This is a genomic window from Epilithonimonas sp. JDS, from assembly GCF_021261315.1.
Taxonomy (GTDB): domain Bacteria; phylum Bacteroidota; class Bacteroidia; order Flavobacteriales; family Weeksellaceae; genus Epilithonimonas.
In genome coordinates this window covers 20,731-46,501 of the sequence record NZ_JAJSAX010000011.1, presented here as the reverse complement: position 1 = coordinate 46,501, position 25,771 = coordinate 20,731, and the positions used below count along the sequence as shown (strand labels likewise).

At 37.4% G+C, this 25,771-nt stretch carries 24 protein-coding genes; 12 read left to right on the top strand and 12 right to left on the bottom strand.

What is annotated here, in order from left to right:
* The first annotated feature begins 10 nt into the window (after positions 1 to 10).
* The gene (dnaE, locus tag LUD75_RS18805) at positions 11 to 3,088 is read left to right on the top strand and encodes a DNA polymerase III subunit alpha (protein WP_232707348.1); all 3,078 of its coding nucleotides are present in this window, start codon (positions 11 to 13) and stop codon (positions 3,086 to 3,088) included.
* 51 nt (positions 3,089 to 3,139) lie between these two features.
* On the opposite strand, the gene LUD75_RS18800 is transcribed toward dnaE, so the two are convergent.
* The 10 genes from LUD75_RS18800 to LUD75_RS18755 all read right to left on the bottom strand — a co-directional run bounded on the left by LUD75_RS18800 (position 3,140) and on the right by LUD75_RS18755 (position 13,926).
* Positions 3,140 to 3,499, bottom strand: coding sequence for a response regulator transcription factor (locus LUD75_RS18800; protein ID WP_232707347.1), 360 nt, complete (start codon positions 3,497 to 3,499; stop codon positions 3,140 to 3,142).
* A 611-nt stretch (positions 3,500 to 4,110) separates the two neighbouring features.
* Positions 4,111 to 4,608, bottom strand: a complete 498-nt coding sequence (locus tag LUD75_RS18795; RefSeq protein ID WP_232707346.1) for a nuclear transport factor 2 family protein — start codon at positions 4,606 to 4,608, stop codon at positions 4,111 to 4,113.
* Between the two features lie 320 nt (positions 4,609 to 4,928).
* The gene (locus LUD75_RS18790; protein WP_232707345.1) at positions 4,929 to 5,114 is read right to left on the bottom strand and encodes a DUF2798 domain-containing protein; all 186 of its coding nucleotides are present in this window, start codon (positions 5,112 to 5,114) and stop codon (positions 4,929 to 4,931) included.
* Positions 5,047 to 5,835, bottom strand: coding sequence for an AraC family transcriptional regulator (locus LUD75_RS18785; RefSeq protein WP_232707344.1), 789 nt, complete (start codon positions 5,833 to 5,835; stop codon positions 5,047 to 5,049). The genes LUD75_RS18790 and LUD75_RS18785 overlap by 68 nt, the downstream gene beginning before the upstream one ends.
* A 163-nt stretch (positions 5,836 to 5,998) precedes the next feature.
* Positions 5,999 to 6,775, bottom strand: a complete 777-nt coding sequence (locus LUD75_RS18780) for an SDR family oxidoreductase (protein WP_232707343.1) — start codon at positions 6,773 to 6,775, stop codon at positions 5,999 to 6,001.
* A 65-nt stretch (positions 6,776 to 6,840) separates the two neighbouring features.
* Positions 6,841 to 7,737 (bottom strand): 3-hydroxyacyl-CoA dehydrogenase, encoded by an 897-nt coding sequence (locus LUD75_RS18775; protein ID WP_232707342.1) that lies wholly within the window; start codon positions 7,735 to 7,737, stop codon positions 6,841 to 6,843.
* Between the two features lie 53 nt (positions 7,738 to 7,790).
* The gene (locus LUD75_RS18770; RefSeq protein ID WP_232707341.1) at positions 7,791 to 10,853 is read right to left on the bottom strand and encodes an efflux RND transporter permease subunit; all 3,063 of its coding nucleotides are present in this window, start codon (positions 10,851 to 10,853) and stop codon (positions 7,791 to 7,793) included.
* A gap of 6 nt (positions 10,854 to 10,859) precedes the next feature.
* Positions 10,860 to 11,903: an efflux RND transporter periplasmic adaptor subunit gene (locus tag LUD75_RS18765; protein ID WP_232707340.1), complete on the bottom strand. Its 1,044-nt coding sequence runs from the start codon at positions 11,901 to 11,903 to the stop codon at positions 10,860 to 10,862.
* Between the two features lie 13 nt (positions 11,904 to 11,916).
* Positions 11,917 to 13,251: a TolC family protein gene (locus LUD75_RS18760; RefSeq protein WP_232707339.1), complete on the bottom strand. Its 1,335-nt coding sequence runs from the start codon at positions 13,249 to 13,251 to the stop codon at positions 11,917 to 11,919.
* A 57-nt stretch (positions 13,252 to 13,308) separates the two neighbouring features.
* The gene (locus tag LUD75_RS18755) at positions 13,309 to 13,926 is read right to left on the bottom strand and encodes a TetR/AcrR family transcriptional regulator (protein ID WP_232707338.1); all 618 of its coding nucleotides are present in this window, start codon (positions 13,924 to 13,926) and stop codon (positions 13,309 to 13,311) included.
* A 265-nt stretch (positions 13,927 to 14,191) separates the two neighbouring features.
* Here LUD75_RS18755 and LUD75_RS18750 point away from each other — a divergent pair, with 265 nt between their 5' ends.
* The gene (locus LUD75_RS18750) at positions 14,192 to 14,572 is read left to right on the top strand and encodes a hypothetical protein (protein ID WP_232707337.1); all 381 of its coding nucleotides are present in this window, start codon (positions 14,192 to 14,194) and stop codon (positions 14,570 to 14,572) included.
* A gap of 67 nt (positions 14,573 to 14,639) precedes the next feature.
* Here LUD75_RS18750 and LUD75_RS18745 read toward each other — a convergent pair whose 3' ends face one another.
* Positions 14,640 to 15,005 carry a JAB domain-containing protein gene (locus tag LUD75_RS18745; RefSeq protein ID WP_232707336.1) on the bottom strand — a complete coding sequence of 122 codons (366 nt, stop codon included), beginning with the start codon at positions 15,003 to 15,005 and terminating at the stop codon, positions 14,640 to 14,642.
* A gap of 744 nt (positions 15,006 to 15,749) precedes the next feature.
* On the opposite strand from LUD75_RS18745, the gene LUD75_RS18740 reads away from it, so the two are divergent.
* The 5 genes from LUD75_RS18740 (at position 15,750) to LUD75_RS18720 (ending at position 19,566) form a co-directional block, all read left to right on the top strand.
* Entirely contained in the window at positions 15,750 to 16,757 is a 1,008-nt protein-coding gene (locus tag LUD75_RS18740; protein ID WP_232707335.1) for a DUF2268 domain-containing putative Zn-dependent protease, read from the top strand.
* Between the two features lie 29 nt (positions 16,758 to 16,786).
* Positions 16,787 to 17,362 (top strand): SDR family NAD(P)-dependent oxidoreductase, encoded by a 576-nt coding sequence (locus tag LUD75_RS18735; RefSeq protein ID WP_232707334.1) that lies wholly within the window; start codon positions 16,787 to 16,789, stop codon positions 17,360 to 17,362.
* A gap of 485 nt (positions 17,363 to 17,847) precedes the next feature.
* Positions 17,848 to 18,927, top strand: a complete 1,080-nt coding sequence (locus tag LUD75_RS18730) for a serine hydrolase (protein WP_232707333.1) — start codon at positions 17,848 to 17,850, stop codon at positions 18,925 to 18,927.
* Positions 18,928 to 19,110: 183 nt separating this feature from the next.
* The gene (locus LUD75_RS18725) at positions 19,111 to 19,272 is read left to right on the top strand and encodes a hypothetical protein (protein ID WP_232707332.1); all 162 of its coding nucleotides are present in this window, start codon (positions 19,111 to 19,113) and stop codon (positions 19,270 to 19,272) included.
* A gap of 69 nt (positions 19,273 to 19,341) precedes the next feature.
* The gene (locus tag LUD75_RS18720) at positions 19,342 to 19,566 is read left to right on the top strand and encodes a hypothetical protein (protein WP_232707331.1); all 225 of its coding nucleotides are present in this window, start codon (positions 19,342 to 19,344) and stop codon (positions 19,564 to 19,566) included.
* Positions 19,567 to 19,639: 73 nt separating this feature from the next.
* On the opposite strand, the gene LUD75_RS18715 is transcribed toward LUD75_RS18720, so the two are convergent.
* Complete coding sequence (locus LUD75_RS18715) at positions 19,640 to 21,028, bottom strand: DASH family cryptochrome (RefSeq protein WP_232707330.1); 1,389 nt, start codon at positions 21,026 to 21,028, stop codon at positions 19,640 to 19,642.
* Positions 21,029 to 21,146: 118 nt separating this feature from the next.
* On the opposite strand from LUD75_RS18715, the gene LUD75_RS18710 reads away from it, so the two are divergent.
* The 5 genes from LUD75_RS18710 to LUD75_RS18690 all read left to right on the top strand — a co-directional run bounded on the left by LUD75_RS18710 (position 21,147) and on the right by LUD75_RS18690 (position 25,746).
* Positions 21,147 to 22,199 carry a hypothetical protein gene (locus tag LUD75_RS18710; RefSeq protein ID WP_232707329.1) on the top strand — a complete coding sequence of 351 codons (1,053 nt, stop codon included), beginning with the start codon at positions 21,147 to 21,149 and terminating at the stop codon, positions 22,197 to 22,199.
* Positions 22,200 to 22,725: 526 nt separating this feature from the next.
* Positions 22,726 to 23,238, top strand: a complete 513-nt coding sequence (locus LUD75_RS18705) for an O-acetyl-ADP-ribose deacetylase (protein WP_232707328.1) — start codon at positions 22,726 to 22,728, stop codon at positions 23,236 to 23,238.
* Positions 23,239 to 23,382: 144 nt separating this feature from the next.
* Positions 23,383 to 24,375, top strand: a complete 993-nt coding sequence (locus tag LUD75_RS18700) for a hypothetical protein (RefSeq protein WP_232707327.1) — start codon at positions 23,383 to 23,385, stop codon at positions 24,373 to 24,375.
* 187 nt (positions 24,376 to 24,562) lie between these two features.
* On the top strand, positions 24,563 to 24,901 hold the full coding sequence (locus tag LUD75_RS18695) for a nuclear transport factor 2 family protein (protein ID WP_232707326.1): 339 nt from the start codon (positions 24,563 to 24,565) through the stop codon (positions 24,899 to 24,901).
* A 395-nt stretch (positions 24,902 to 25,296) separates the two neighbouring features.
* Positions 25,297 to 25,746, top strand: a complete 450-nt coding sequence (locus LUD75_RS18690) for a PA2169 family four-helix-bundle protein (RefSeq protein ID WP_232707325.1) — start codon at positions 25,297 to 25,299, stop codon at positions 25,744 to 25,746.
* The last annotated feature ends 25 nt before the right edge of the window (positions 25,747 to 25,771 follow it).

The following is a 25,771-nucleotide window of genomic DNA, read 5'->3' as shown; positions in this document are numbered from 1 at the left end:
TAAACAACTTATGTTTCTCAATTGCCATACTTATCACAGCCTGCGTTTTGGGACTATTTCTGTTGAAGATCTGGTCCAGCTGGCCGTTGACCATCAATTAAAGGTTATGACACTCACTGATATCAATACAGTGACCGGTATCTATCAGTTTTACAAACTCTGTCAGGAAAAAGGGATCAAACCGATTGTCGGTATGGATATTAGGATTGAAAATGAACAATACTATATCTGTCTTGCCAAAAACCCAAAAGGCATCGCAGAGGTGAACAGGCTTTTGACTAATTATAATTGTGAAGGAATTGAGATACCTAAAACTAATCCCGAACTGGAACATAATTTTGTGATTTATCCATTACATAATATTCCTGAAAATCTGCTTGAACATGAATTTATAGGAATAAGACAGGATGAGTTAAACCTTTTAATGAGACCTGAATTAAAAAAATTAATTTATAAAATGGTCATTCTCCATCCTGTGACCTTTAGAACGGATGAGGAATTTGAACTGCACAAGGTTTTGAGGGCGATAGCAGGAAATACTTTGCTCAGCAAACTGACGGAGGGTGACCACTGCAAGGACAATGAGACCACTATTGCGAAAAGAAAACTACTGGAAAAGTTTTCACGTTATCCTGAGATCATTGAGAATACCAAATCAATTGTCAACCAATGCAGCTTCGATTTTGATTTTAAAACACCCAAGAATAAAAAGCACTTTACCGACGTTAAGGAAAGTGATCTCATATTGCTTAAAAAGCTTGCTTACGAAGGATTGGGCAGGCGCTATTCTATGGATAACGAAGCAGCAAGGGCAAGAGTCGATAAGGAACTGGCAGTTATTGACCAGCTGAACTTCTGCGGTTACTTTCTGATCACCTGGGATATTATCCAATACAGTAACCGAATGGGATTTATGCATGTCGGCCGTGGCAGCGGTGCCAATTCGATTGTCAGTTACTGCATCGGGATCACGGACATATGCCCACTGGAACTTGACCTTTATTTTGAGAGATTTCTCAATCTCAACAGGAAGACCCCGCCCGATTTTGATATCGATTGGAGTTGGAAGAACCGCGATACCATCCTTGAATACATCTTCACTAAATATGGGAAAGAACATGTTGCCTTCTGTGGTACCAATGTTGAATTTAAGAGCAGATCCAGGTTCAGGGAGCTGGGAAAAGTGTTCGGACTTCCCAAAGAGGAACTCGATCTGCTTTCCAAAAGACCAAGAGACCAGCATGATCAGAACTTCATTGTACAGGAGATCTATAAATATGAGAAATTGTTGATCGGTTTCCCTAATCAGAGAAGCATGCATTCATGTGGTATACTGATCTCCGAGGAGCCGATCACGAATTACTCAGCTTTAGAATTTCCGCCTAAGGAATTCCCGATCGTACAATTCGATATGCACACGGCAGAAGACATCGGACTGGAAAAATTTGATATTCTCTCACAAAGAGGATTGGGAACAATCAAAGATACGGTCAAACTGATCGAAGAAAAAAGAGGGATTACTGTAGACATAGAAGATACAAGAATTTCAAAGAATGAGGCTAAGTGTAACGAGTTCCTCAGCATCGGAAAGACCATCGGCTGTTTTTATATTGAATCCCCAGCCATGCGGGGCTTATTGAGAAGACTGAAATGTGATAACTATAAGGTATTGGTTGCAGCCTCATCGATCATCCGCCCTGGTGTAGCACAGAGCGGGATGATGCGGGAATACATCTTCCGGCATAACCATCCCGACCAGTTTGAATATTTTCACGAGGTCTTTGAAAAGGAATTGGGTGAAACTTACGGCATTATGGTGTATCAGGAGGATGTGATCAAGATCGCGTTGCACTTTGGCGGGGTCTCTGCAGAAAATGGTGATGTCCTTAGAAGGGCGATGAGCGGCAAAGGCCGTTCATTGTCAGCTTTGCAGAAATTACAGGATGATTTCTTTGAATCCTGCAAAAAGAAAGGGCATCCTGAACAATTGTCCCAGGAGGTATACCGTCAGATCGAATCCTTTGCAGGGTATTCATTCTGCAAGGCGCATTCCGCATCCTACGCCGTAGAAAGTTACCAAAGTCTTTATCTGAAAGCCTACTACCCCATTGAGTTTATGGTCTCTGCTATCAACAACGGCGGCGGGTTCTACAGAATGGAAGTCTATGTTCACGAAGCTAAAATGTCCGGAGCAACCATTCATAACCCATGTGTAAATCTTAGCGAATTTCAAACAACGGTCTATGGGACCGACGTATACTTGGGTCTTATGCACATTGAAAAGCTGGAGGCAGCAGTAAAGCAGTTTATTCCTGAAGAAAGAAAAATCAATGGGGACTACAAGTCGCTTGAGGACTTTGTCAGAAGGGTCAATATGGGTATAGAAACCGTGCAAATACTAATCTTTGTCGGATCCTTCAGGTTTACAGGAAAACAGAAACATGAACTGCTGATCGAAGCAAGATTCCTTTTCAGCAAAGGGCTATACAATACCAAAATCATCTCTTTATTTGAAGAACCTCAGAAAGATTATCAGCTCCCAATGATACACAGGGACAAATTTGAAGATGCATTTGACGAGATTGAAATACTGGGTTTTCCCGTCTCCCATTCTATCTTTGACCTCCTGAAAACAAAATACAGAGGCGACGTGATGGTCAAGGATCTTCTGAAGTATCATAAGAAACAGGTTAAAATGTTGGCTTACCTTATTTCAAGAAAACATGTTCCCATCAAAAAGAAGAATCAACCTGGTAAAAAGGATGATATGTTTTTCGGGACCTGGATAGATGCCGATGGACAGTATTTTGACACGGCCCATTTTCCTGACAGCCTTAGGAAGTTTCCTTTCAAGGAAGGAGGAATCTATCTGTTGTTAGGAATGGTTGAAGTAGATTATCATTTTCCGACGGTCACCATCACAAAGATGGCGAAGATGCCATTGGTTGCAGATCCCAGATACTCAATGGATAGGGACAAAGCCCGTGAAATGGAAAGAAGTTTGAGAGAAGATGTGAGTATGACCTCTCGTAAACCGTATCCTCAAGAACACGAAATCGGGCTACCAAGAAAAAAATTAATTAAATAGCAGACAACTCATAAATCTCGATAAGCGATGTCAATCAAGAATTAATCATTGTCATTTAATTATCGCTTCTTTTACACGCAATAGCAGATTTTCAATATCGAAAGGTTTAGGGACAAAATCATCAGGCGTACATTCGAAATTTAGATCTTGGAGATTTGCATGTGCGCTCATCATGATAACTGGAATATGAACGTTTTCTTTATCCGTTTTTATTTGCCTGCAAAGATCAATGCCTGAACCATCCGGTAACATGACATCAAAGAGATATAGGTCAGGAATGACTGTTTTTTGTCTATTTTGAAATTCTGCTACACTGGCAAATGACTGTACATTATAGCCTTCATCTGTCAATAAGATCTCTAAAGTTTCACGGATTCCATAATCATCTTCTACTAAAAATATCTTTCTCATACTTGATTAAAAGCAATAAAAGAACCAACTTGAATTTTATTTTTGATAAATTAAGCATCTGTTATTCAATCTTACAAATTGTTGTAATGTCTGACTGTAATTCTGATGGTTTAGAAGATCCCATTGCTGCAAACGCAATCACAGAACCCAACTATTGGTAAAATTTCATAAGCAGCTTCCAGCAGAGATACTTCACTTTTTAAATGACAAGCTCAGTGAAAATTAAATGGTGGACAAAATACCTCAACGGTTTGCTTAGAGCAATCACAGAACAGACCATACAATTTTATATTCACGAGAACATTTTTTAAAAAGGCACAAAATATTCGATTGACCAGCAATCTAACTGCTACCGAATTTGTCTAACATCTGGGATTTGATCATTTACAGTCTTTTAGCAATTTTTCAAGTCAAAAAAACGTCTTTCACCGATAATATTTAGAAAGTCATTAAATCATCCCTCTGAAAACGGATCCTTATGTTGAACGGTTTTGACCTTGACCATCAAATTCTCCTCGACTTTGACTTGGACAGGACATTTCAGATAAAGACATTACCATTCTGGAATATATCTTTATTGAAGATTGCATTACCATTTTTTCAGGATAGTGCTAACGCTTAATAAGGACTGCCCCATCCCAGTGCTCATCGGCTTTTCCGTCCACAAATCGCCACTGATCAAACCAGGTTGTAGTGTAGGTTTTTGAATGGTCTGATGGATTTTGCTCTTCTCTCACAAAAGCGACCGTCACGAGATCTCCCTCTGCAACGACAGACACTACTTTTGATTTCATTTTTTCGGGTATGGCTGACGGTTTAACTTTTAAGGTCTTTGTGAAGAAATCTACCACCGCCGCTCTTCCGTTTGCGGCATTGGGATTGTGCTGGATGTATCTTTCAGTAAGATATTGTCCTGCAACTTCCCAATGATTGGCTTCCAGAAGATCTTTTACAATATGATAAGCAGCCTGCTTGTTCTTATGCAATAATGGATCTTTACTTGTAAATAATGCTTCCGGATTCTCTGTGGCGACAACCGCATCCTGTGCGTTGGCGATATTGGAAATAAAGGTTACGAAAAATGCAAAAGCAAATAAGTTCTTTCTCATTTAGTTAATTTTTATTATTATGTTTTTATACTTTGATCAGGTATGATTTGGAATTTTTTACCCTCACTCGAAAAATATGATGCGTAATCTATTTCCACAGATCGTTCTTATAATCTTTTTTGATTGAACGGTAATAAGCCGTTCAAGGTGCAGCAAGTTGTATCGTTGATCTCTGGCAAAGATGACATACTATGCTTCTATGATAAAAAATCAGTACAAGAAGCCTTGGGAAAAATTCCAAAGGCTTACAAATAGCTAATTTATTTCAGCAATAATTTCCTGAACCTTCAATATAAAGCCTTTTTTGTAAAAGATAGTCATTATTTGACTGGAAATAAATTCTTTACCAGTTTATCTATAATTGGCGATATCAAAAGAATGATCGGTATTGAAATAAGATAGGATATCAACCATGATTTTAGCCACACCTTTAGAAGGTTATGAGCCCATCCGAAATTGATGGATATCAAAATATAAGTAATTAATCCTGTTGTGATCGTCCCCATGATCAAGTTCCTGAGCTGTTTTACCGGTCTCAACCTTCAAGAGAGAGGTCAGATATCTCCGTGAAATATTCAGTTGAGTCGCCATGTAGCTAACATTGGGGAGACCTTCCTGAAGATGACCGTTATCAATGTATTGTTTCAATACCCTGTTAAATTCGGTAACCGTTTTGCCGGAGATCTGTCTACGATTGATGAACTGCCTTTTATAAAACCTATCCGCATAGCGCAACATGCTATTAATTCCTGCTATAATTATATCACGACTGAATTCATCTTCATTGTTGTAATATTCTGTTTCAAGTCCATAGAAGATATTCCAAATGATCTTCTCTTCTCTGGGTGCCAAATGAAGTGCTTCGTCAGCTTCATATTCAAAAAAATGATATTTATGGATCTCCTTAAACAATAAGCTTCCATTCAAAAAATCTTCATGGAAAAAAAGGATGTATCCGTCTTCTTCAAATTTAAGATTTTTCATTTCTATCACCTGCCGGGGTTTCGTGAAAACCATGGATCCTTTTTGGTGGTCAAGCTTTGTCCTTCCATAGAGCATATAACCTTCTTTTACTTTTTTAAGACCTATCATGTAGCAATCAGTTGTAAATTCCGGATGATTGACAACCATATCATCTTTGATCCGTATCAATGCTAATAAAGGATGTTCCGGCGGTTCCATACCATTGGCAAGAGCCAATTCGCTGAGTGATTTGAAATGTTGCATAAAATGGGGTTTAATATAACTCGATCAAGATGTGATGAAAACAAAATTAATTATTACGGGTTTGAATCACTAACTCAAAAAGACCAGAGTCTAACACAAAAATACATTACCGTAATTCATTTGGGATTCACTTGTTCTCTAATCGAAATAATTGTAATCTTTGTCAGGCCTGCTTTGCAAGATTCTTCTTAATCTTCATCATTAGAAAATCCGGCGTTACACGAGGTAGATTGGACAAAAACCAGTTCATAGAACCAACGATCTTTTTGCCCTTTCCATTTAAAAGAAGTTTCACACCTTCTTCTGCAACAACCTCCGGATGAAGCGGCTTATTGCTTTTCATCATATTGGCCTTAAGCATTTCTTCATTGTAAAAACCTGTATCGATAGGTCCTGGACAAAGAGCAGTCACCACAACACCTGTTCCTTCCAATTCAGATGCTAGTGTTTCTGTGAATGCCAAAACGAAACTCTTTGTAGCTGAATAAACGGAATAATAGGGAAATGGTAAAAATGCCATCAACGAAGAGATATTCATAATCCTTCCTGATCTTCTATCGACCATATCCTTAACAAATAATTTATTAAGTGTAACCAGACTTGAGATATTAAGGTCGATCATTTTCAATTCGTCATCCAGGGAGGTCTCGGTAAATTCACCGTAGGTTGCAAATCCTGCGTTGTTGACCAATCCTGTTACCAAAAGATCTCTTTCCAGAATTTCACCGTAAAGCGCAATTGCATTATCGACCACTGATAGATCTTTAACGATATAGTGAACAGAAATTTTGTACAAGCCAATTAATTCTTCCTGCAATTTTTTCAGTTTGTCTTCGCTTCTTGCCACCAGGATCAGGTTCTGTTTCTTTTCGGCAAGCTGTATAGCCATATGATAGCCTATCCCGGATGATGCTCCGGTGATTAATATGTATTCTTTCAAAATGTTTTTTTTAAGTTAATTATTGTGTATTAAGTGGTTCTGGTCATATGCTAATAGTTAACACACTATTTCAGAAATTCAGGATCTTGATACGACGGATTTGGATATTTATAAAAACCCTCTTCAGTACTGATCCCGAGTTTGTTTTTATCTATAAAATTTTCTTTGACAAAATTCATTCTGTCCTCCCATATCTTTTCACCTGTCAACTCAAAAAAAGATCTGGTCACATTAAATGCCGTACCCATACCAACAAGATCTCCCATTGCCATTGGTCCGAGATCAGCTCCCATCGTTTTCATCCAAGTTTTATCAATAGCTTCTGCGTCTGCAATACCATTTCTGTACAGATCCAGTCCTGCCATTAGCCACGGAACTAATAAAGAGTTCATCACGTATCCGGGCTGCTCTTTATAAATGGGTATAGTCAGCATTTTTATAGTTTTCGCAAAATGAACAACCGTTTCAAAAACTTTTGCATCTGTATCAGAATGAGCCATTATTTCTGCCACATTATTTTTCCAGAGATAATTTGCGAAGTGCAGTGCCAGGAATTTTTCAGGTCTTCCTGTTTCTTCAGCAAACTGGCTGGGCAACAATGTTGAGGAGTTTGTACAAAAGATGGTCTTTGCAGGTGCGACAGCACTTAGTTTTCTGTAAAAATCTTTCTTGATCTGAATGTTCTCCGGTATGGCTTCAATAGCCAAGTCTGCGTCTTTTACTGACATCTTTAAATCCGTCGTTAGAGATATTCTTGATATTACTGGCTCCAAATCAGAAATTGAGACGTTGAGATCTTTTTGGTAGAACTCTTTGAACTGTTCAAATTTCAGTTTTGTGTTCTCCACTAATTCTTCATTGATATCAAATAAAGTGACATTATAACCGTGGAAAGCGGTATGGAAGGCAATCTGAGCTCCTAAAACCCCAGAACCAAATACTGTGAAATTTTTAATTTTCATAATTGTAATTTAATTTGTAAATATTAATAGTAAGCCGAAATGATTATTTTGAATTACTCTTCCTCTTTTTCAATTTCCAGACTTGGTGGAATCAGCTTGTACATTACCGGGGTCACAATTCTCGAAAGTATTGTAGAACTGATCAGCCCGCCGATCAATACAATGGCTAATGGAGCGATCAATGGATTGGAGTTTAAGGCTAAAGGAATTAAACCACAAATCGCTGTGATGGATGTTAGTACGACAGGCAGAAAACGGGTCTCTCCGGCGATTGCAATAGCTTCGTCTATTGACTTCCCTTCCAGTCGGAGCTGATTCGTGAAATCAACCAGTAACAGCGAATTTTTAACCTGAATTCCCGATAGTCCGATAAAACCGATGATGGCAACAAGAGACATAGGATCACCGTTAATCAATAACAAAACGACACCTCCCAAGATACCTAAAGGTATAATTGACAGTACAATAATAATCCCCTTGAAAGTTTTGAACTGAAGCAATAAAACCGCTATAAATAGGAAGGTGCTTAAAATAATGACCGAAATAAAGTTGCCTCCCAAAGCATCACCTTCTGATTCTTTCTCGCCGGACAGTTTGTAATAATAGCCTTTTGGCATTTTGAGCTTATCCAACTGTGGAATAATATCCACTAACAGATCATTGGCATAGTATCCTTTGGCAGACATCGCAGACACTTTGGCAAACCTGGACTTGTTGAAATGGTTGATCGCCGTCGGAGAAGTTTCAAATGTCACGGTTGCAATCTCATTAAGTGCAATGGGTGCGCCCTGTACATTGTTGACATAAAGATTTTTCAAAGCATCCAGATTGGAGAATTTTTCTCTCGGTAACGTTAAAGTCACTGTTCTGGCATCGCCACGGTCATCGATATAATCACCAACAGGAAGACCTGCAACAGCAAGACGGATCACTTTATCGACTTCGCTGGTCAATACTCCGAGTGTTCTTGCTTTTTCTTTATTGATTCTAACTTTCACATCGGTCTTGTAGGTATTCAGCTCATTATTGATATACACTGTTCCTTCCTGCTTTCTCAAAATATTTTCTACCTGGGAAGATAGTTGTCTCAAAACAGCTGGGTCTTCACCAAACAGACGGACCACGATATTTGCTTCGATGGGTGTACCCTGCTCAAAGTCCTTGACCTCAATTTTGGCATAAGGCATTGTCTTGAATTTCTCCCTTAATGTTTCGATCAATGCTGTTTTGGTCTCAGGTTTCGCCTCGTCGTCCAGCTGAACGAAGATCTGAGCAAAATCCGGTTTCCTGTCCTGAGGATGGACATTGTAATAGATCTGTGGATTTCCTTTACCTACATTTGAAGTGTAATAGGCGATTTCCTTGTGTTTTTTCAGTTCAGATTCAACGATCCTTGCTACACGGTCACTTTCCGTAATATTGGATTGAAGCGGCGGTTTGATATTGATTAAGAACATCGGTTTTTCCGAGGTCGGGAAAAGTTTAAACCCTGTAAAACTGAATAAGGCAAAGGCCAAAACACTTAATCCCAGTGAAATCCCGATTGTTATCTTAGGATATTTCAAAGCTTTGGGCATAATTCCTTTATAACTGTTGGTCAGAAATTTCTGAAGATACTGCAGGAAAATATTTCCGCCTTCGTGATCGTGGGTCTTAAGGAATTTACTGCCCAGGAAAGGAACCAATGTCAGCGCAACCAGCATTGAAGCTAAAACACTCGTCATTACCGCTACGGGAAGGCTTCGTATAAATTCACCTGCAATATCAGGAAGGAAGGCCAAAGGTAGAAATGCAATGATCAATGTTGCAGTACATCCTACAACCGCCAAACCGATCTGTTTGGTCCCTTTAAGCACCGCATCTTTTTTAGAATGCCCTTCACGCAACCACCGTTCAATATTTTCAACGACCACGATACTGTCATCCACCAGCAGTCCCAAAGCCACGACCAATCCGACAATGCTTAATTGATTCAATGAAAATCCAAGTGCGTTCATTGCAATTAATCCCAGTGCCAATGATAAAGGAATGGAGATCATTACTATCACTGAGGCGCGCGTACCTAAAGGTAATAAGGTGATAATAACCAATATGATAGCCAATCCAAAGTCAATACCCAAATGTCCCAGTCGCTGCGATACCATATTCGCCTGGTCGAAGTTTTTAACCAGTTTGATATTTTCAGGAAGGTCTTTTGAAAATTGCTCAAGAATGGGCTCAAATTGTTTCTGGACATCGGTGATATTCACATTATCCTTCATTCCGGCACTGACAAGAACGCAGCGGTGACCATTGATTCTAGTGATATGATCCACGGTCTGGGATTTGTAACCCACTTCGGCAACGTCTTTCATATAGACGATCTTTCCGTTGGCATTGTAGATGACCGTATTCGCAACATCCTCCTCATTTTTAAATTTACCACTGGTCTTCACATTGAAAACTTTGGTATCCATATCGATGCTTCCGCCGGGAATATCGGCAGCCTCGCTTTGTAAACTTCCCATCACAATATTCAGAGGGATCCTCAACTGAGCCAATTTATCCAGTTTCAGATCTACCCTGATTTCCTGCTCGGGAATCCCGGAATAGATGACATTTTTAAGATTGGTGATCTTCTCCAGTTTGGTCTTCAGATTATCCGCTTCATCGTGCAGTTTTTTCTCGGATGCATTTTCAGAAACCAAAGCAACCTGAAGAATTTTCACATCGGAAGATGAGATTTTTTCTGTTTTGATCTGATAGATATCTTTCGGCAATTCACCGTTTTTCAACGCATTGATCTCTGTTGAGATTTCCTGGTATTTGTTGTCTACATCAACGCCATATTTGAATTTAACCTGAAATGCAGCCACTCCATCCTCTACGGTCGTAAGAATTTTATCGATATTCTCCAATCCGTAAATTTTGTTTTCAATAGGCTTTACGACCTGTTCTTCCATATCTTTGGGACTCGTCCCGGGATAGATGACCGTAATAAGATATTGGGGAGGATGTGTCGCCGGATCTTCCGACCGTGGCATCGTGAAAAGTGTTAACAGTCCGACAACAGCAACAAGAAGAAAGATGATCAGGGTAAACTGATAGTTTTTAACGGCAAAATTTGTTATCTTCATCGGATTCTATTTAATGATTTTAATGGCTGACTGCTCATTGAGGTAAGCACTGTTGGAGATCACGATCTGATCGTCTTTCTGAAGCCCGTCTTTTACAAACACTTTATCATTTTCGAATCTGGCGATCGTGATGGGTCTTTTCTTAACCTTCTTATTTTCTATGACATAGACAAAGGCCTTGTTCCCATCCGCTTCAAGCAGGGAGTTGTAAGGGATTACATTGAAATCTTCAGACTGTCCGGTCTTTATTTCCGCCTTTCCGAACATTCCCACAGCTGGTTTGCTTTCATTCATCATCAGTTTTAACTCAACCTGAAAAGAACCGAGCGCCATATCGGCTGCCTGTGATTTTCTGAACACAAAAGCATCGAATTTCTTTCCAGGATAACCGTCGAGTGTAACCACTGCTTTTTGCCCGATCTTTGTGGATGCCCATTCAGTATCTGTCAAACCGACTTTCAGTAAATAATTGTTGTTGTGGGAAGTTTCATTGATCATCAGAACCGGAGAACCCGGACCTACAATTTCGCCTTTATTCACTACCTTTTGGGAAACGAATCCATCTGCCGTAGCATAGATTTTCGCATATCTTGCATTGAAAGCAACCGCATCTTTCTGTCTGCGGGCAATGTCCAGACCTGTCCTGGTGTTCTGAACCTGCTCCAAAGTATAGACACTGTCTTTGTATAAGTTGGTGGCGCGTTTGTAATCACGCTCGTTCTTCTGAACGTTTAAATCGGACTGATTAAGTCCTGCACGAATCTCGGTCTCATCAAGAGTTGCCAACAGCTGACCTTTTCTGAAAAACTGGCCCTCTTCCACATAAACTCCGCTCACCACTCCACCGATCTTGAAGGAATAGGTCGTTTCATTTTCAGTCGTTACCAGACCGGATGCATTGATATCGGAACCTAGCGCAAGTGAATTCACTGCTGCGGTTTTTACAGCGATAACGTCTGCTGTCTCAAAGGGTTTCACTTCTTTCTTCTCATCCTTGCAGGAAATAATGAGGAAAAGAGAAAATAATGGTATTGTGATTGTTTTATTCATAATAGTTCGTATTTTATTTTTTAATGTTGAATGAAGCATTGGCCCTTTCCAGCTCGGCAAAGGCGATCCAGGAATTGTAAAGGGAGATATTGGCGTTCAGCTGAGTATTGACCACCTGATTCTGTGCATCCAACAGTTCGATGTAGATTGCCATTCCTTCTTTGTAGAGTTTGGTCACGTCCCCATTGTATTTTCTGGCAGTTTCTTTCTGTTTATTGTCCGATTCGTACTGCTCCAAAGCGGATCTGAGATTGTTTCGGGAAACTTCGTACTGCAACAGCAACTGCTGCTTGACATTGTCAATCTGTGAATTGATCTTCTTGCTGTCCTCATCCACCTGCTTCAGCTTGTATTTATTTTTATTGCCTGAGAAAATATTCCATTCAAGACTCAGACCTGCAAAATAGTAGCGTGACGATTTATCCACCCTAAAATCAAAATCCTGCAATCCCAGATCTGCAAATCCGCTTAATTTCGGAAACCAATTGGATCTCGTTAATTGATGAACGTTTTCGTTGATCTCCTTTGCCTGACCCAATTGCTTCAACTCTTCTCTATTGGAAGTATTTTCTGCAATGAGTTCAGCTGGCAATGCCATATTTTCATCGATTGCGATTTCTGAATCCAGTTTTTGATTTAAAAGGAAATTGAAATACGATTGGGCATTTTTACTTGTGTTTTTTGCCGTTTCAAGATTTGCCTCTATTCTTACAACCTCATTATCACTTCTGAGTACGGCTGTCCGATTGATCTTATCATTTTTGAAAAGTGATCTGTTGACCCTTTGGTTTTCTTTGACAATGGACAATGCATTTTCGTAGATCCTGATACCTTCCACAGATTGCAGAAATTTGTAGTAGGCGATCTTTATTTCCTTGACCAATTCACGCTGATAAATTTGAAGTTCGATCTTCTGCAACGTGGTTTGTTGGGCCTTGATCTTTTTATTGTAGATGATCTCATAATTCAACAGAGGCATCGTCGTGTGAATCTTGACATCGTAGAAATTGTTTGGATTGATCAATACCGACTGATTCTGCAGTTGCGGAAAAGCGTTGGAATTCGTGATCTGATTTAATGTGCTGTAAACTGGATTGAGCATGTCGCCGATCGGAATGTCAATGGTTCTTCCGCCGTCTGCGATGGTATAATTGGAAACAAAAGAGACATTGGGTGAAAACAATGACTGCGCTTCTTTCAGGGCATAAAGACTTTTGTTGATGTCAAAGTTCTTCTGTTTGATGACTTCATTATTTTCCAGACCTATTTCGATGTACCGGTCGAGATGGTTTTGCGAATAGCCTATAAACCCGATGCAAAACAAAACCACAAATGATAAATTTTTCATAATAAATACATTGTTTATAATTTGAACACTGTTCATAATTTTGATTAAAAAAAAACCTTACAGTTTTTCCAATATTTTCAGATATTCTTCATACCCTTCAGTAAGAATTGTTTCAGGGTTTGTAAATTTAACTCCATTTATTCGGTCACGAATTTGAAGACTGCACATTCCATGTACCAAACTCCAGATAATAAAAGATAGCGGTTCTTCTTTGTGACCTTTGAAGTGCCCAATACCAATACATTCATTTACTGTTTTTCTAACATAGGCGAAAGTTTGAGCACCTTCTGACCATAATGCACTTTTCTGGTCTTCAAGATAGTCCATAGGAGCACGGAGATTGAACATAAGATCGTACATTTCAGAGTTTTCGAGAGCAAATTTCATATACATCATACCCATCTTTCTGAGTCTTTTCATCGGATCGTCAATACTATCAAGGTCTTTAAAATAACCCCTTAATTCCTGAAAACCTATTGAATGCAAATCATGAAAGATCGCATTTTTATCTTTGAAATAAACGTAAACCGTTCCTACGCTGTAATCAATTGCATCAGCAATGTTCCTGATCGTGGTATATTCTATACCTTTTTCAACAAACAGTTTTTTTGCGCCATTCAAAATCAGCATTCGCAATGCCTCCTTTTCTTTTTGTTTTCTCTCACTTATACTCATAATTGAAATTATTCTGCAAATATATGATTATTTTTTGAACGTTGTTCATTTTTGTATTTTTTTATAATATTTTTAAAACTAATCTAAAGTCAAGGCGATTCCTCACGTTGGATAGTCAAGTCTGAAAAATTTGCACGAGCAGGTGAAATCACTTGCATTAAAAAATTCTTCTCAGATACTTTTACACAATATATTTCTATTAATCCGTTTATTAATTTAAAATCATTCTTAACGAAAGAATTTATAATTTTGATAAGGTAAAAAATTGATTTCAATATTGCTGCTATCTCTGTATTTGGTTTCTACAACCGAATTGTATCAGCTTTTGAAAATCCCTGATCTAATCGAGCATTATTGTGAGCATAAAGCTTTGAATTCCGAAATGTCTCTCATAGCATTTCTAAAGACCCATTATGATCATCCTGTTAAAGACGGAGATTATGGTAAAGACACGAAATTGCCTTTCATTATTCATTCTTCTCCCCTTGCATTGGTTTTCACTATCAATCCCAGATTCAGTTTTGAAATTAAAGATGACAGTTTCAGATTGAGCACATCCCACAAAATACCTTCCTGTAACGAAAACTTTTGCTACAAAGGTTTTACCAGTACGGTTTGGGAGCCGCCAAGACATTCTCAAGGCTAAATTTTTTGCGACTTGATTAATTGGTAAAATCAAGTCAAAACGCCCCGTATAAAGTTGACTCCCAGCTTTATAAATATTCCTGTACATAAATTAGTAAAAGATCATTATAAAATTTTAAATAATGAAAACAATCATGATAACCATAATAATGGCAATATTTTCTGTTGGCATTCAGGCTCAGAGCCGTCTGCATAATAATGCGGACATCCACCAAAGTCGAAGAAATCCCACATTCGGATATTTTCTTAATTCCAAGTACCTTATCTGCCTGATTCAGATACAGTGCAAAGAAAGATTCCCTATAGTCCATTTCCTCCGCATCGAAGTGTGCCCTAAAAACATCTACCGCATTCATCGATGATGTAATAGACCTTTCACAATTTCCCTTTCTTGAGTAGCTCAATTTAATTTCGTTCACTATATTATATTTCATATTTTCTGCTCTGAGTACGGCGGAGACCTCTTTTTCCCGCACTTGCCATCAAAAACCTGTGATTGCAGATTGAAGGAAACTTTGACCTTTTTCTATTCTTTACTTTATCATTCCATCGGAAGAACTGGTCTATAAATAAATTTTATCAATTGATTGATCATAAGATCAGATAAGCTAATTTATATCTAAAGAATAATAAGGATCAAAATTTCAATGAACTGCAATTGCATCTTGTGAGGTTTCTGACTTTTTCTATGCAGATTACCATTCAGGCAGGAACAAGGAAAACCGCAATCAATACCTTGAAAACAATAAGAAAGAACATTGATGTAAGCCTGAAATTTTTTTGCGGAGGTTCTGGGATCCCTGATCTCGGATACCCAAAAAGATTTTTTTCCGCAGGGGCAACAGAATATATTTGCTATAGAAAATCATGTATCCTCAAAGCCAATGTCGAAGGTTGAAATTTGCTCATATATAAATTCAAGTACATAAATTATGATGAAAGTTTTCTGAATAAATTAAGAATTTTCAACCTTAGAATTTAAAACCAATGTAGAAATCCAGTGGTTTAAAAGGTTGTTTTTATGTTTCCAACTGATCTTTTGCTATTAGGCTAAATGAAAATAAATATCGATAAGGTTTGCTGATAATATCGTAGCATTTTTATATGTAACAAAACAATGCAATCAGTTGTCGTTAGTTAAAGATCCTCTATTTTTAAAGTCATTTTAAAAAATTCTTATGAAATATATTTCTTTATTATTTGTCATCCTCACAATCATTTCTTGTTCAACCAAAACTTCTATGAAAAGTGATTTTGATTATAAAAAAATTGAACAGATAGCTGACTCTATTCAAATTGAAAATATCACCGTCAAAAACTTATTCAAATATCAAATTTTAGCTCATCGTTCACCGATTTTTGACTCAACGATGATAGAACAAAATGTATACAGGGCTCATCAAAAATTATGGGACAGCTGCTACGGTGTGATCTTCGGTGATGAGAATGGGAAAAAATTTAACAATCCCACTGGGATGGTCAAATGGAACAGAATATTAATTTCCGAAAACAAACAAGATCTGATCACAAAAACAAAACTAATAACAGACATCAATTTGAACAAACTGATCAAGAAAAACCTAAGTAAATTCAGTATGCTGGTTCCTTACCAACCGAAGGCGAAATTAAGTTTACTTTTTACACCAATCACAGGTATCGGTTTTGGAGGTTGCAATGCAGAACAGTTTGCTCTTGAACTCAATAATCCCGGAGTTGATGTTGAGTATACCCTCACGAAAGGATTGCCGCATGAATTCAATCACCTCGTTTATGAAAAATTCAGAAATGATGATCCGGAAAGAGAATCAGCATTAAGCCAGACCATAGATGAGGGCTTTGCCTGCTATTTTACCTACGTTTTCTTCGACAGAAAGATCACGCAACATGAGGCGGTGGAAAACATGAATCAACAGCAATGGAATTGGTATATTAAAAATGAGAAAGAAATATTCAATAAAGTAAAAGGTTTCTTTTCGGATACCTCCGGTAATAATCCGCTTCTACGTAACGATAAAATTAAATTATTTCCCGAAGCACCAAAGACCCTGAATTATTGGTTGGGGTTTAGAATAATCACAAAGTATGTAGAGAAAAATGGAAAAGATTCCTGGAAGGATCTTTATACCCTAACAGCTAAAGAAGTCTTATTGAAAAGTGGATATCAGAATTATATTGACAACCTATAACCGGGGAAGAATAACCACAAATAATTAGAATGCAGAAAGCAATAATTATCGGTGCAACATCAGGACTTGGGAAGGGACTAGCCAGGAGACTGGCAGACGAAGACTATAATGTTGGAATTACTGGCAGACGAACAGAATTACTGGACGAATTAAGATCTGAAAATCCAAACCTATTTTACGCCCAGACTTTTGATATAACAGACATCAACAAAATAGTTGAAAAATTAGAAATCCTGACAAGTCAACTTGGAGGGCTTGACCTACTAATAATATGTTCTGGAATAGGCGACCAAAATGAAGAACTTAACTATGAAATTGAAAAACGGACAATTGAAACGAACGTAATAGGTTTTACTTGTGTTGCGAATTGGGCTTTCAATTATTTTGAAAACCAAAAGAACGGACATTTAGTTGCAATCAGTTCTGTCGGCGGACTTCGTGGTAATAGAATTACACCCTCTTACAATGCGACAAAAGCTTATCAAATAAACTATTTAGAAGGACTACGACAAAAAGCAAATAAAATTAAATCTCAAATTTTTGTTACCGATGTAAGGCCTGGATTTGTTGCTACAGCAATGGCTAAGGGAAAAGGACTATTCTAGGTTGCATCAGTAGACAAAGCAACGAACCAAATTTTTGATGCAATAAAAAAGAAAAGGAAAATCGTTTATATAACCAAACGTTGGAAACTTATCGGAATTATTTTGAAGCGATTACCACCACAAATTTATGATAGAATGTAGAAACAGCCGAATTCATCAAGTAAATAAATTAAAAAGACGAGGTTGAAATGATAAGTGGTAAAGTTTTGATAGTGAAAATATAAAGTAATCCATTTCTAAAAGAACTACTTTTAGGAGAAAATGTTTTAGAAAATCTTTATAAACTGATACTGTAGAAGCCAAATAACTGATTGCTGATTTTAAAAATTCGACAAGTATAATATTACTATTACGCCTTTTTTGTTTGAGATTACATTTTTACAATTAGGAAATAAAAAGTAACAATACATTTGTAGTTAGCAATATCATTAAGCTTTGATTATAAATAGCCGAAAAGCTCTGAAAAATTCATAAGTAAAAAAATAATGAAACTATTCGTAACGCTGATTCTATTGATAATTTTTCATAAAAACATCAATGCGCAAAAAATAGCCAAAAATAAATTAGACAGTATTTCCATTGTTGTAGAAAATGGCTCATACCCAAACCTGGAAGGAATTGTAGCTACCCAAAATGGTAAAACAGTTTATGAAATGTATTTTAATGGATTTCAGAAAGACGCTCTCCACGACGCTCGTTCTGCTTTTAAGTCTGTGGCAGGCATATTAATAGGAATTGCCATTGACAAAGGATATATTAAAAATGTACACGAAAAAGTATATTCTTATTTCCCGGAATATAAGCCTTATGGTGATTGGGATACTCTAAAAGACAGCATGACAATTGAACATCTGCTAGAAATGAAATCTGGTTTTGATTGTGAAGAATGGAATGGAAATAAAGATTGTGAAAGTGAAATGGAAACTAAGCAGGACTGGTTAAAATTCTGTCTGGAGCTGCCTTTAAAGAATAAGCCTGGAACCCAATGGGATTACACTTCAGTAAATGCAATGCTATTAGGTGGTGTAATTGCACATTCTACCCAAATGACTGTTACAGATTTTGCAGATAGATTCCTTCTTAGACCGCTAGGTATTACCAGATACAAATGGACAAAAGACCCGATAGGACACGAAACATCAGCGGGTTCTTTTTATATTTCCACAAGTGATATGAATAAAATTGGGCAACTGATATTAAACGATGGCATTTACAATGGAGAAAGAATCATTTCGCAAAAATGGATAAAGCAGATGACAAAAAGACGTCATAAAATCGAGGGTTTTTCAAACGTTGGGATTTCCAAAAATAAAAATGCTATTCCACAGTCAACGTATTACGGGTACACTTGGTATAATGAAGAAGTGAAAACAAAAACATTTAGTTACAATATTGTCTTCGCCTCCGGGAATGGCGGACAATACATTATGATCGTCAGAGATTTGAATCTGGTTGTGTCATTCACCGGTAATAGTTACAATTCTTCAAAATCAAAACTACCTTTCAATATACTGACTGACTATATTCTACCCTACTTTGACAAAAAAAAATCAAATTCAAAATAGTTGTTTTCCAAATGCTTCAGGAATGAAGTTTTTCACCACTTATGCAAAAACCAGAATTTTTTTCAAGTGAGATATTTTATTAAATACAATAATTATTATTATGAGAAAGCTTCAATTGTATTGCTATTATTTTCAATATTCTTTTTTTACTGTCAACAGGAAAAGAAAGAAGAAGACATAACTATGAAGGATTCAGATTTGAAGGGCCCGGAAGAACTAGTAAAACCATTTTTTGCAGACAACTATCCTGTCACAGATAAAATGTTTAGAAAGCCAAAAGAAAACAGACCTGGTACTACCGCTCACTTTCCGTCCAGAAAGTTTAACCCATACACCCAAAGCTGAAACTGCCAATTCGCTATTTCCTAATTCTCTTTTGCATCATTGTTTTTTATTATTTGTGACGCTGACTTTATGCAGGAGAAAGATATAACGTCATTTAAAAATTCTGATGAAGCAGCAGATTATTTCGGAGAACATCAAAAGAAACTTGCAACATTTATTCTCCAACAAATAAATATTTTCGCCAATGCTCTTCTTAATACATTAAACCAGAAATTCAAACTCGATACTACCAATGATATTTTTGAAAAAACAAACGGAAAATTAGTTGAATACCCAGAACGAGTGAATAGATAGTTCTATTAAGAGACTGGTTGAGCTTGATATATTATTTAATCTTTCAAAAACCGAAGCATTTAAAATATGGTTTTTAAATTTTTAGTTTTTTAATTAGATTAATCGCTCTCTCCCATTTTGGAAAAATCTCGATCGGTTTGGGATAATCCGGAATATCATATTCCCACGGAATCAAAACTTCAAGATCATTGCAGTCTTTTAACTCCGGAATCCATTCCCGTATAAAATCCTGCGCTTTATACTTGTTTGACTGATGGACGGGATTGGTGTAATAAATCTCAAATGCCTGCATATGCCAGTTCATCCAGTTTGAACTCACGTCGTAGTCTATCAGTTTGCTTTCAAAATACGCAGCTCCCCACGTCCAGTCAATATTCAGATCGTGCACGAAGTAGCTGGCGCAATTGACACGGCCGCGATTGCTCATATACCCTGTTTCGTTCAACTGTCTCATATGCGCATCTACAAACGGAATTCCCGTTCTCCCCTCACACCATTTCTCGAAATTTACCTGATTATTTTCAAAGGGTATTTCTTTATTTTTATATCCTTTCGTTTTGAAGATCTCATCACCGAATTTCATTCCTTTGAAAGTGAAATAGTCTCGCCAGACCAATTCAAAGACAAGCCACCATGTGCTTTGGTTTTTGTTTATTTTGTTTTCGTACTCTTTAACTTTCTCAAAAATTTCCCTCGGAGATATGCAGCCTAAAGCTAAGTAAGGGGAGAATTTCGAACTGTAATCCAATCCCTGTGACTGGTTTCTCGACCATCGGTACCCTGTCAAAAGTTCAGATTTAAAGGTATAATACTGAAGTCGTTCTAGTGCGTTGGTCTCTCCGCCATCTAAAAGCGGCTTTGCATCATCATATTCTTTTTTTGTAAAATGAAACATTTTATATGACGGGAATTTGGTACTCTTGACCTTTTTCACGCCTTTTAATTCTGTCGGTGCTTTGAACGTTTTTCTTGGTTCCGACTCTTCTGCCGCAGGAATTCTGTAGGCTTTACTTGACAAAGGAATCTTTGAAATCGAAAAAGGAATATCGTCCCTATGATAAAGCGTTTTTCCCCAATAGAAATGAAAATTCACTTTAGGCAAGATCTTTTGAATGCTCTCAATCAGATTTAGTTCTTCGCTCGCATATTCTTCCTCCGCATAAATATCTGAAATACCATATTTCTTGACCAATTCCGGCAATAGCAGAGCAGCAGAATCTGAGCCTATCAGCAAATGACCACCCGATTTTTCAAGATTATTCTTCAAATCCAAAACGGACTGTTCTATAAATTTAAACCGATTGATGTCACATTTTTTAAATCCTAAATCCAGTTTTTTGAAATTGCTTTTTTCGATTGAATAGCAGAAAATAAGTTCATCACATTCCTGAACTGCTCTTGTCAGCGCTTCATTATCAAGAAGCCTTAGATCATTTTTAAACCAAACCAATCCTGTTTTCATAGCCGTTTTTTTTAATGCTAACAAATTCAAAGCCTTTTGATCTTTAATTGATTCAATTTTTTACTTTTTAGGTCTCATGCGGCGTACTTTTTGACAAGAGATCAACAAATATCTTACTATGAACATCAGATCTCTATTTTATACGTCCTCCATTATATTGCTTGCAGGAGTTACGTCAATACAGTGCAGCAGCAGCGATGATAACGATGACACTTCAAATCCTGGCGAATCTATAGTCTATGCAGCGGGCCGCGAGGGTTACAAAGCCAAATACTGGAAAAACGGAACCGCTGTCTTGTTAGGTAAAGGAGCAGGTAGTTCGGATGTTACAGGTATGGTAATTATTGGAAATGATGTACACAATGTAGGATACGAAATAAATTCCGAGGGTAAATACGTTGCCAAATACTGGAAAAATGGTGTTTCCACAGATCTGACAGATGGATCAAGGGATGCTTATGCCAATGATATTTTTATCAGCGGAAATGATGTATATATTGCCGGACAGGAAATGAAGCCGGGCGAAACGACCTATGCAGCAAAATATTGGAAAAACGGGATAGCAGTAGATCTTATTGATGAAGCGCAGAACGTTATTGCCACAGGTATTGCAGTAACTGGAAACGATGTATATGTCATTGGAGAACGCAGGATGCAGAATTGGCTGACGCCTGTTATCTGCTTTTGGAAAAACGGTCAGCGAACTGATCTGTCGGACCAGACGACCACAGCCGATGATCAGGATATTACGGTCGCGGGAAGCGATGTCTATATGATGTGGTCTGTTGTTTACAACACTTCAGGACAATTACAAACCCGGTACTCTAAAAATATGGCAACCCCTACGCTTATTCAAGATGGAACTTCTTATGCGGGAGGTACAAGCATTGCGGTAAAAGATAATGATGTGTACATAGCGGGAACTGGTAACTTACCTAACAGCCAGTCACTGGTTTCAAAATACTGGAAAAACGGTTCGCCAGCTACATTGGGCTCCGATGGTTCTGCTGCATTGAGCCTTGATGTTTCGGATAATGATATTTATGTCGCAGGATATCAGCAGACTCAGAGCGGAGGATCCGAAGCTGTTTTTTGGAAAAACGGAACAGCACATCAAATTACGAGCGGTACAGGCAGTGGAATGATCAGAAAGATTATTGTAAAGCATTAATGAGTAATAATGCTAGCATCAATGCCACATCGTTATGGCTTCTAAGTATAATGATTAATTAAGTAGTTTTTTTTGAGTGTTAGCAAAAAGTCTTTACATTGCCTAAATCATATTTTAAGGCGGTTTTAGCATTACAGATCCGTTTTGACTGAAAAATACTATAAATATGTTACCAAATAAAACTTACCATCTTAACTAAGATTCAAATATCTATAAAAAAAAAGAAACCGATATAAGTTTTCTTTAAATCTTACGCAACAAAATACATAAAATTGTATGAGTATCATAATACACAATTAGCTTGCCAAATGTTAAGAAATATTTAAAATACTGTTAATAAATAGTAATTTATTATTTAATCTATTATATGGGTCTGATTAAAGGAAGGAATTATTCGAATATCAGGGATTCTATTTTTAAAGAATGGTTTTTGAAATCAATATTAATATTTTAATTACTAATATTTGATGAAATGATCAATTACGAAGTTAACAAGGAGATTGCTGTAAAAATTGATTTTTAAAAAATGATAACAATTATAAGAGATGACATCACCATGGTGAGGGCTGACGCTATTGTCAACGCTGCTAATTCTTCACTGCTTGGAGGAGGAGGTGTTGACGGTGCCATTCATAGAGTAGGCGGTCCGGAAATTATTGAAGATTGCAAAAGAATAATTGCTAGGCAAGGTGGCTGTAAAACAGGCGATGCCGTAATAACCACTGCAGGCCGACTGCCTGCAAAATATGTCATCCACACTGTCGGACCAGTATGGCAAGGCGGATGTAAAGATGAAAAAGTAAAGCTTCAGAACTGTTACCTAAACTCTTTAAGGCTTGCTATAGAGAATAACTGCAAATCGATAGCATTTCCAAGTATTAGTACAGGTATTTATGGGTATCCGAAAAAAATGGCAGCTGCAACAGCTATCAAAACTGTCAGAGATTTTCTGGCGAATCACTCATGCTTAGAAGTTATATTCGTTACTTTTGATCGTGAAAGCGAACAGATAATGCAAGAAGAATTTCAAAGGAAATAATGCGTCCACAACCCCTAAAGGTTTAGCAGTAAATTTTTAATTGAAGTTAATTGTAGAATCTGTACTTTAATCGATACACAACCGCTGCCCAGGGTAACCAACTCTGAATATTAGATAGACACACCACAAATGATAAATAATAATATGTATTTCCAGATCGACCGTCTTAAAATTGAGTGGGGAAAAACTTTGAATGAGGTCCGACCACTTCTTGAGAACATTGAACAGTTCAAACCGTACGGTGGCTGGCCAAATATCAGGTGCAGTTGTTTAAAGATTTTTGGTTTGGCGGCCATCGAAGCTGAGGTGCGAGCTCCATTTGAAGACAGGCCTGTATTACAGGTTCAATATGAACTATCACCGATCAAATCTAGATTTTGGCAAAAACAACATGTACCGTACATGGAACAACTTGAAAAGGTTTTAGGAACGCCAGTGAAATCGGAAAATCTCTATAATCATTCATATTCAGGTAAGGAAAATCTGTCAGGATCTGTCGTCCACAGCAGCAAATGGCTATTCAATCAGGCAAGGATCAGTCTGTCTGTTTATGGATCAGTTCGCAACAAAGACAGCGGACTTGCTGCCGCAGGAATATTTATTGACTTGACCGACGAGATAGCCATATCCACGCCATTCAGAGAAGTTGCAAAATCCTTTGAAAAAAAATTATCGGAGTTTATCACTGAACACACCCCAATAGCTAAATTTAAACTCGGCATTAAACAGAAACCCTTTCAGATTGTAGATTACGACTTACGCCATCCATATATTGCAGAGAAAACCGATGATCTGAGGACCTCTCAAAGGGCTTTGTATAAACGAGAGTTGTATCAGACACCCTCAATTATAAGCTCGAAATTAGAGGTTGATGAGATTGGATATTATAAAGTGCCCGCAATGAACCAAATTTTTGTTTCTAATAAGTGGGACACTGTATTTTTATCACCTGATCAAATCAACGATATTAAATATTGGGACATCTTACCAGCACGGGGAGCCGGCAGAAAAGAATTGGATCTGAAAGAATTGAGGATCGAAGATGATAGATACAGCACTGCCCTTCTTGACTTGATGTTACAGATCGAAAGCGATACCGCACAGGAAATTGAAAAGCGACAAGGTTATGACGATTAAAGAAGCGAAATGAAACTGAAATATTATGATTCTATAATGACGATGTCGAATAACTTGTCACAGGTATAGGATTAAAGCAGGAGACTTGCAAGATTTTACTTTTAGCAAATTACTACAAGATATATTACTCGGCATACGCTTTGAAGTGGCAGAACTAAAAACCGAAATCTGCATAAACCACTATCCTATGAATAAATTAATCCTGGAGAATGCTAATAAAGCTATATCCAATGGTGAACACGAAATCTTTTTAAGCTACCTGTCTGACAATACCCAATGGAACTTTCTCGGCGACAGAATAATATCAGGAAAAGAACAAGTCAGCCGGTATATCAATGACACTTACAGAAAACCACCCATTTTTAGCGTTGAAAATTTGGTTTCGGAAGGCGAATATGTGACAGCTGTCGGAAATATAAAAATTTTTGATAATTCTGACCAATGGATTGAATATGACTATTGCGATATATGGAGGTTTGAAAATGGAAAGATGGCAGAATTAAAGGCATTCGTGATTAAAAAATAATGATCAGACGAATTTTAACATACTTTTCCGGAAAAAGAATGTCATATAATCAAATCAAAAAGCCACATTTCAGAAGCATTACGGGTTTTAATTAAAAAGTATTAAATTTCAACTGCTGATAGTACTGCACTGTAATTTGGAACAAATATTTCGTAACACATTTTCCAACTCATAGAAGCGATGAATGTTTATTTTATGTGAATCCAGCGCTCTTAAATCAAAGTCTATTATTTTTTTTAACTATTTCTAAACAATCATATGGACGCAATATTTGAGTTCACAGGATTATAATTAATTAAATCAATTCAAAAGCATAATATTTTCACAAATCACATGCATAAGCCTCTACAGGCATTGTTCTTGTAAAATTGTTGGGACACTAAATCTTATTTATTATGAACAACGACAAAACAATTTCAGTACTGAACGATTTGCTAAATATCACTAATGACAGAATAGCAGGATTTGCAAAAGTTGCAGACAAAGTATGGGAAAGCTATTCTGACCTGCGACCGGCATATGATGATATGGTTGCAGAGGGGTGGGACATGAAGCAAGATCTCATAGACCTTATAACGAGCAAAGGCGGTAATCCTGATGATACAACAAGTGTTTCAGGCTCATTCCACAGAGCTTGGATTGATGTGAAAAATACGTTTGCAAACGATAAAGACGAATCAACACTAGAAAATGTAATATTCGGGGAGAAAGCTGCAATCGATGCGTATCAAAATGCAATTGACAGTGGTGATCTTTGTGTTGAAAGTACGGTTCTGGTAACAAGCCAACTTCTCCAACTTAAGGCATCATATGCAAAATTTAACATCTTGGAAAAGTTAAAATAACAATTACATTCCACTATCTTAACAT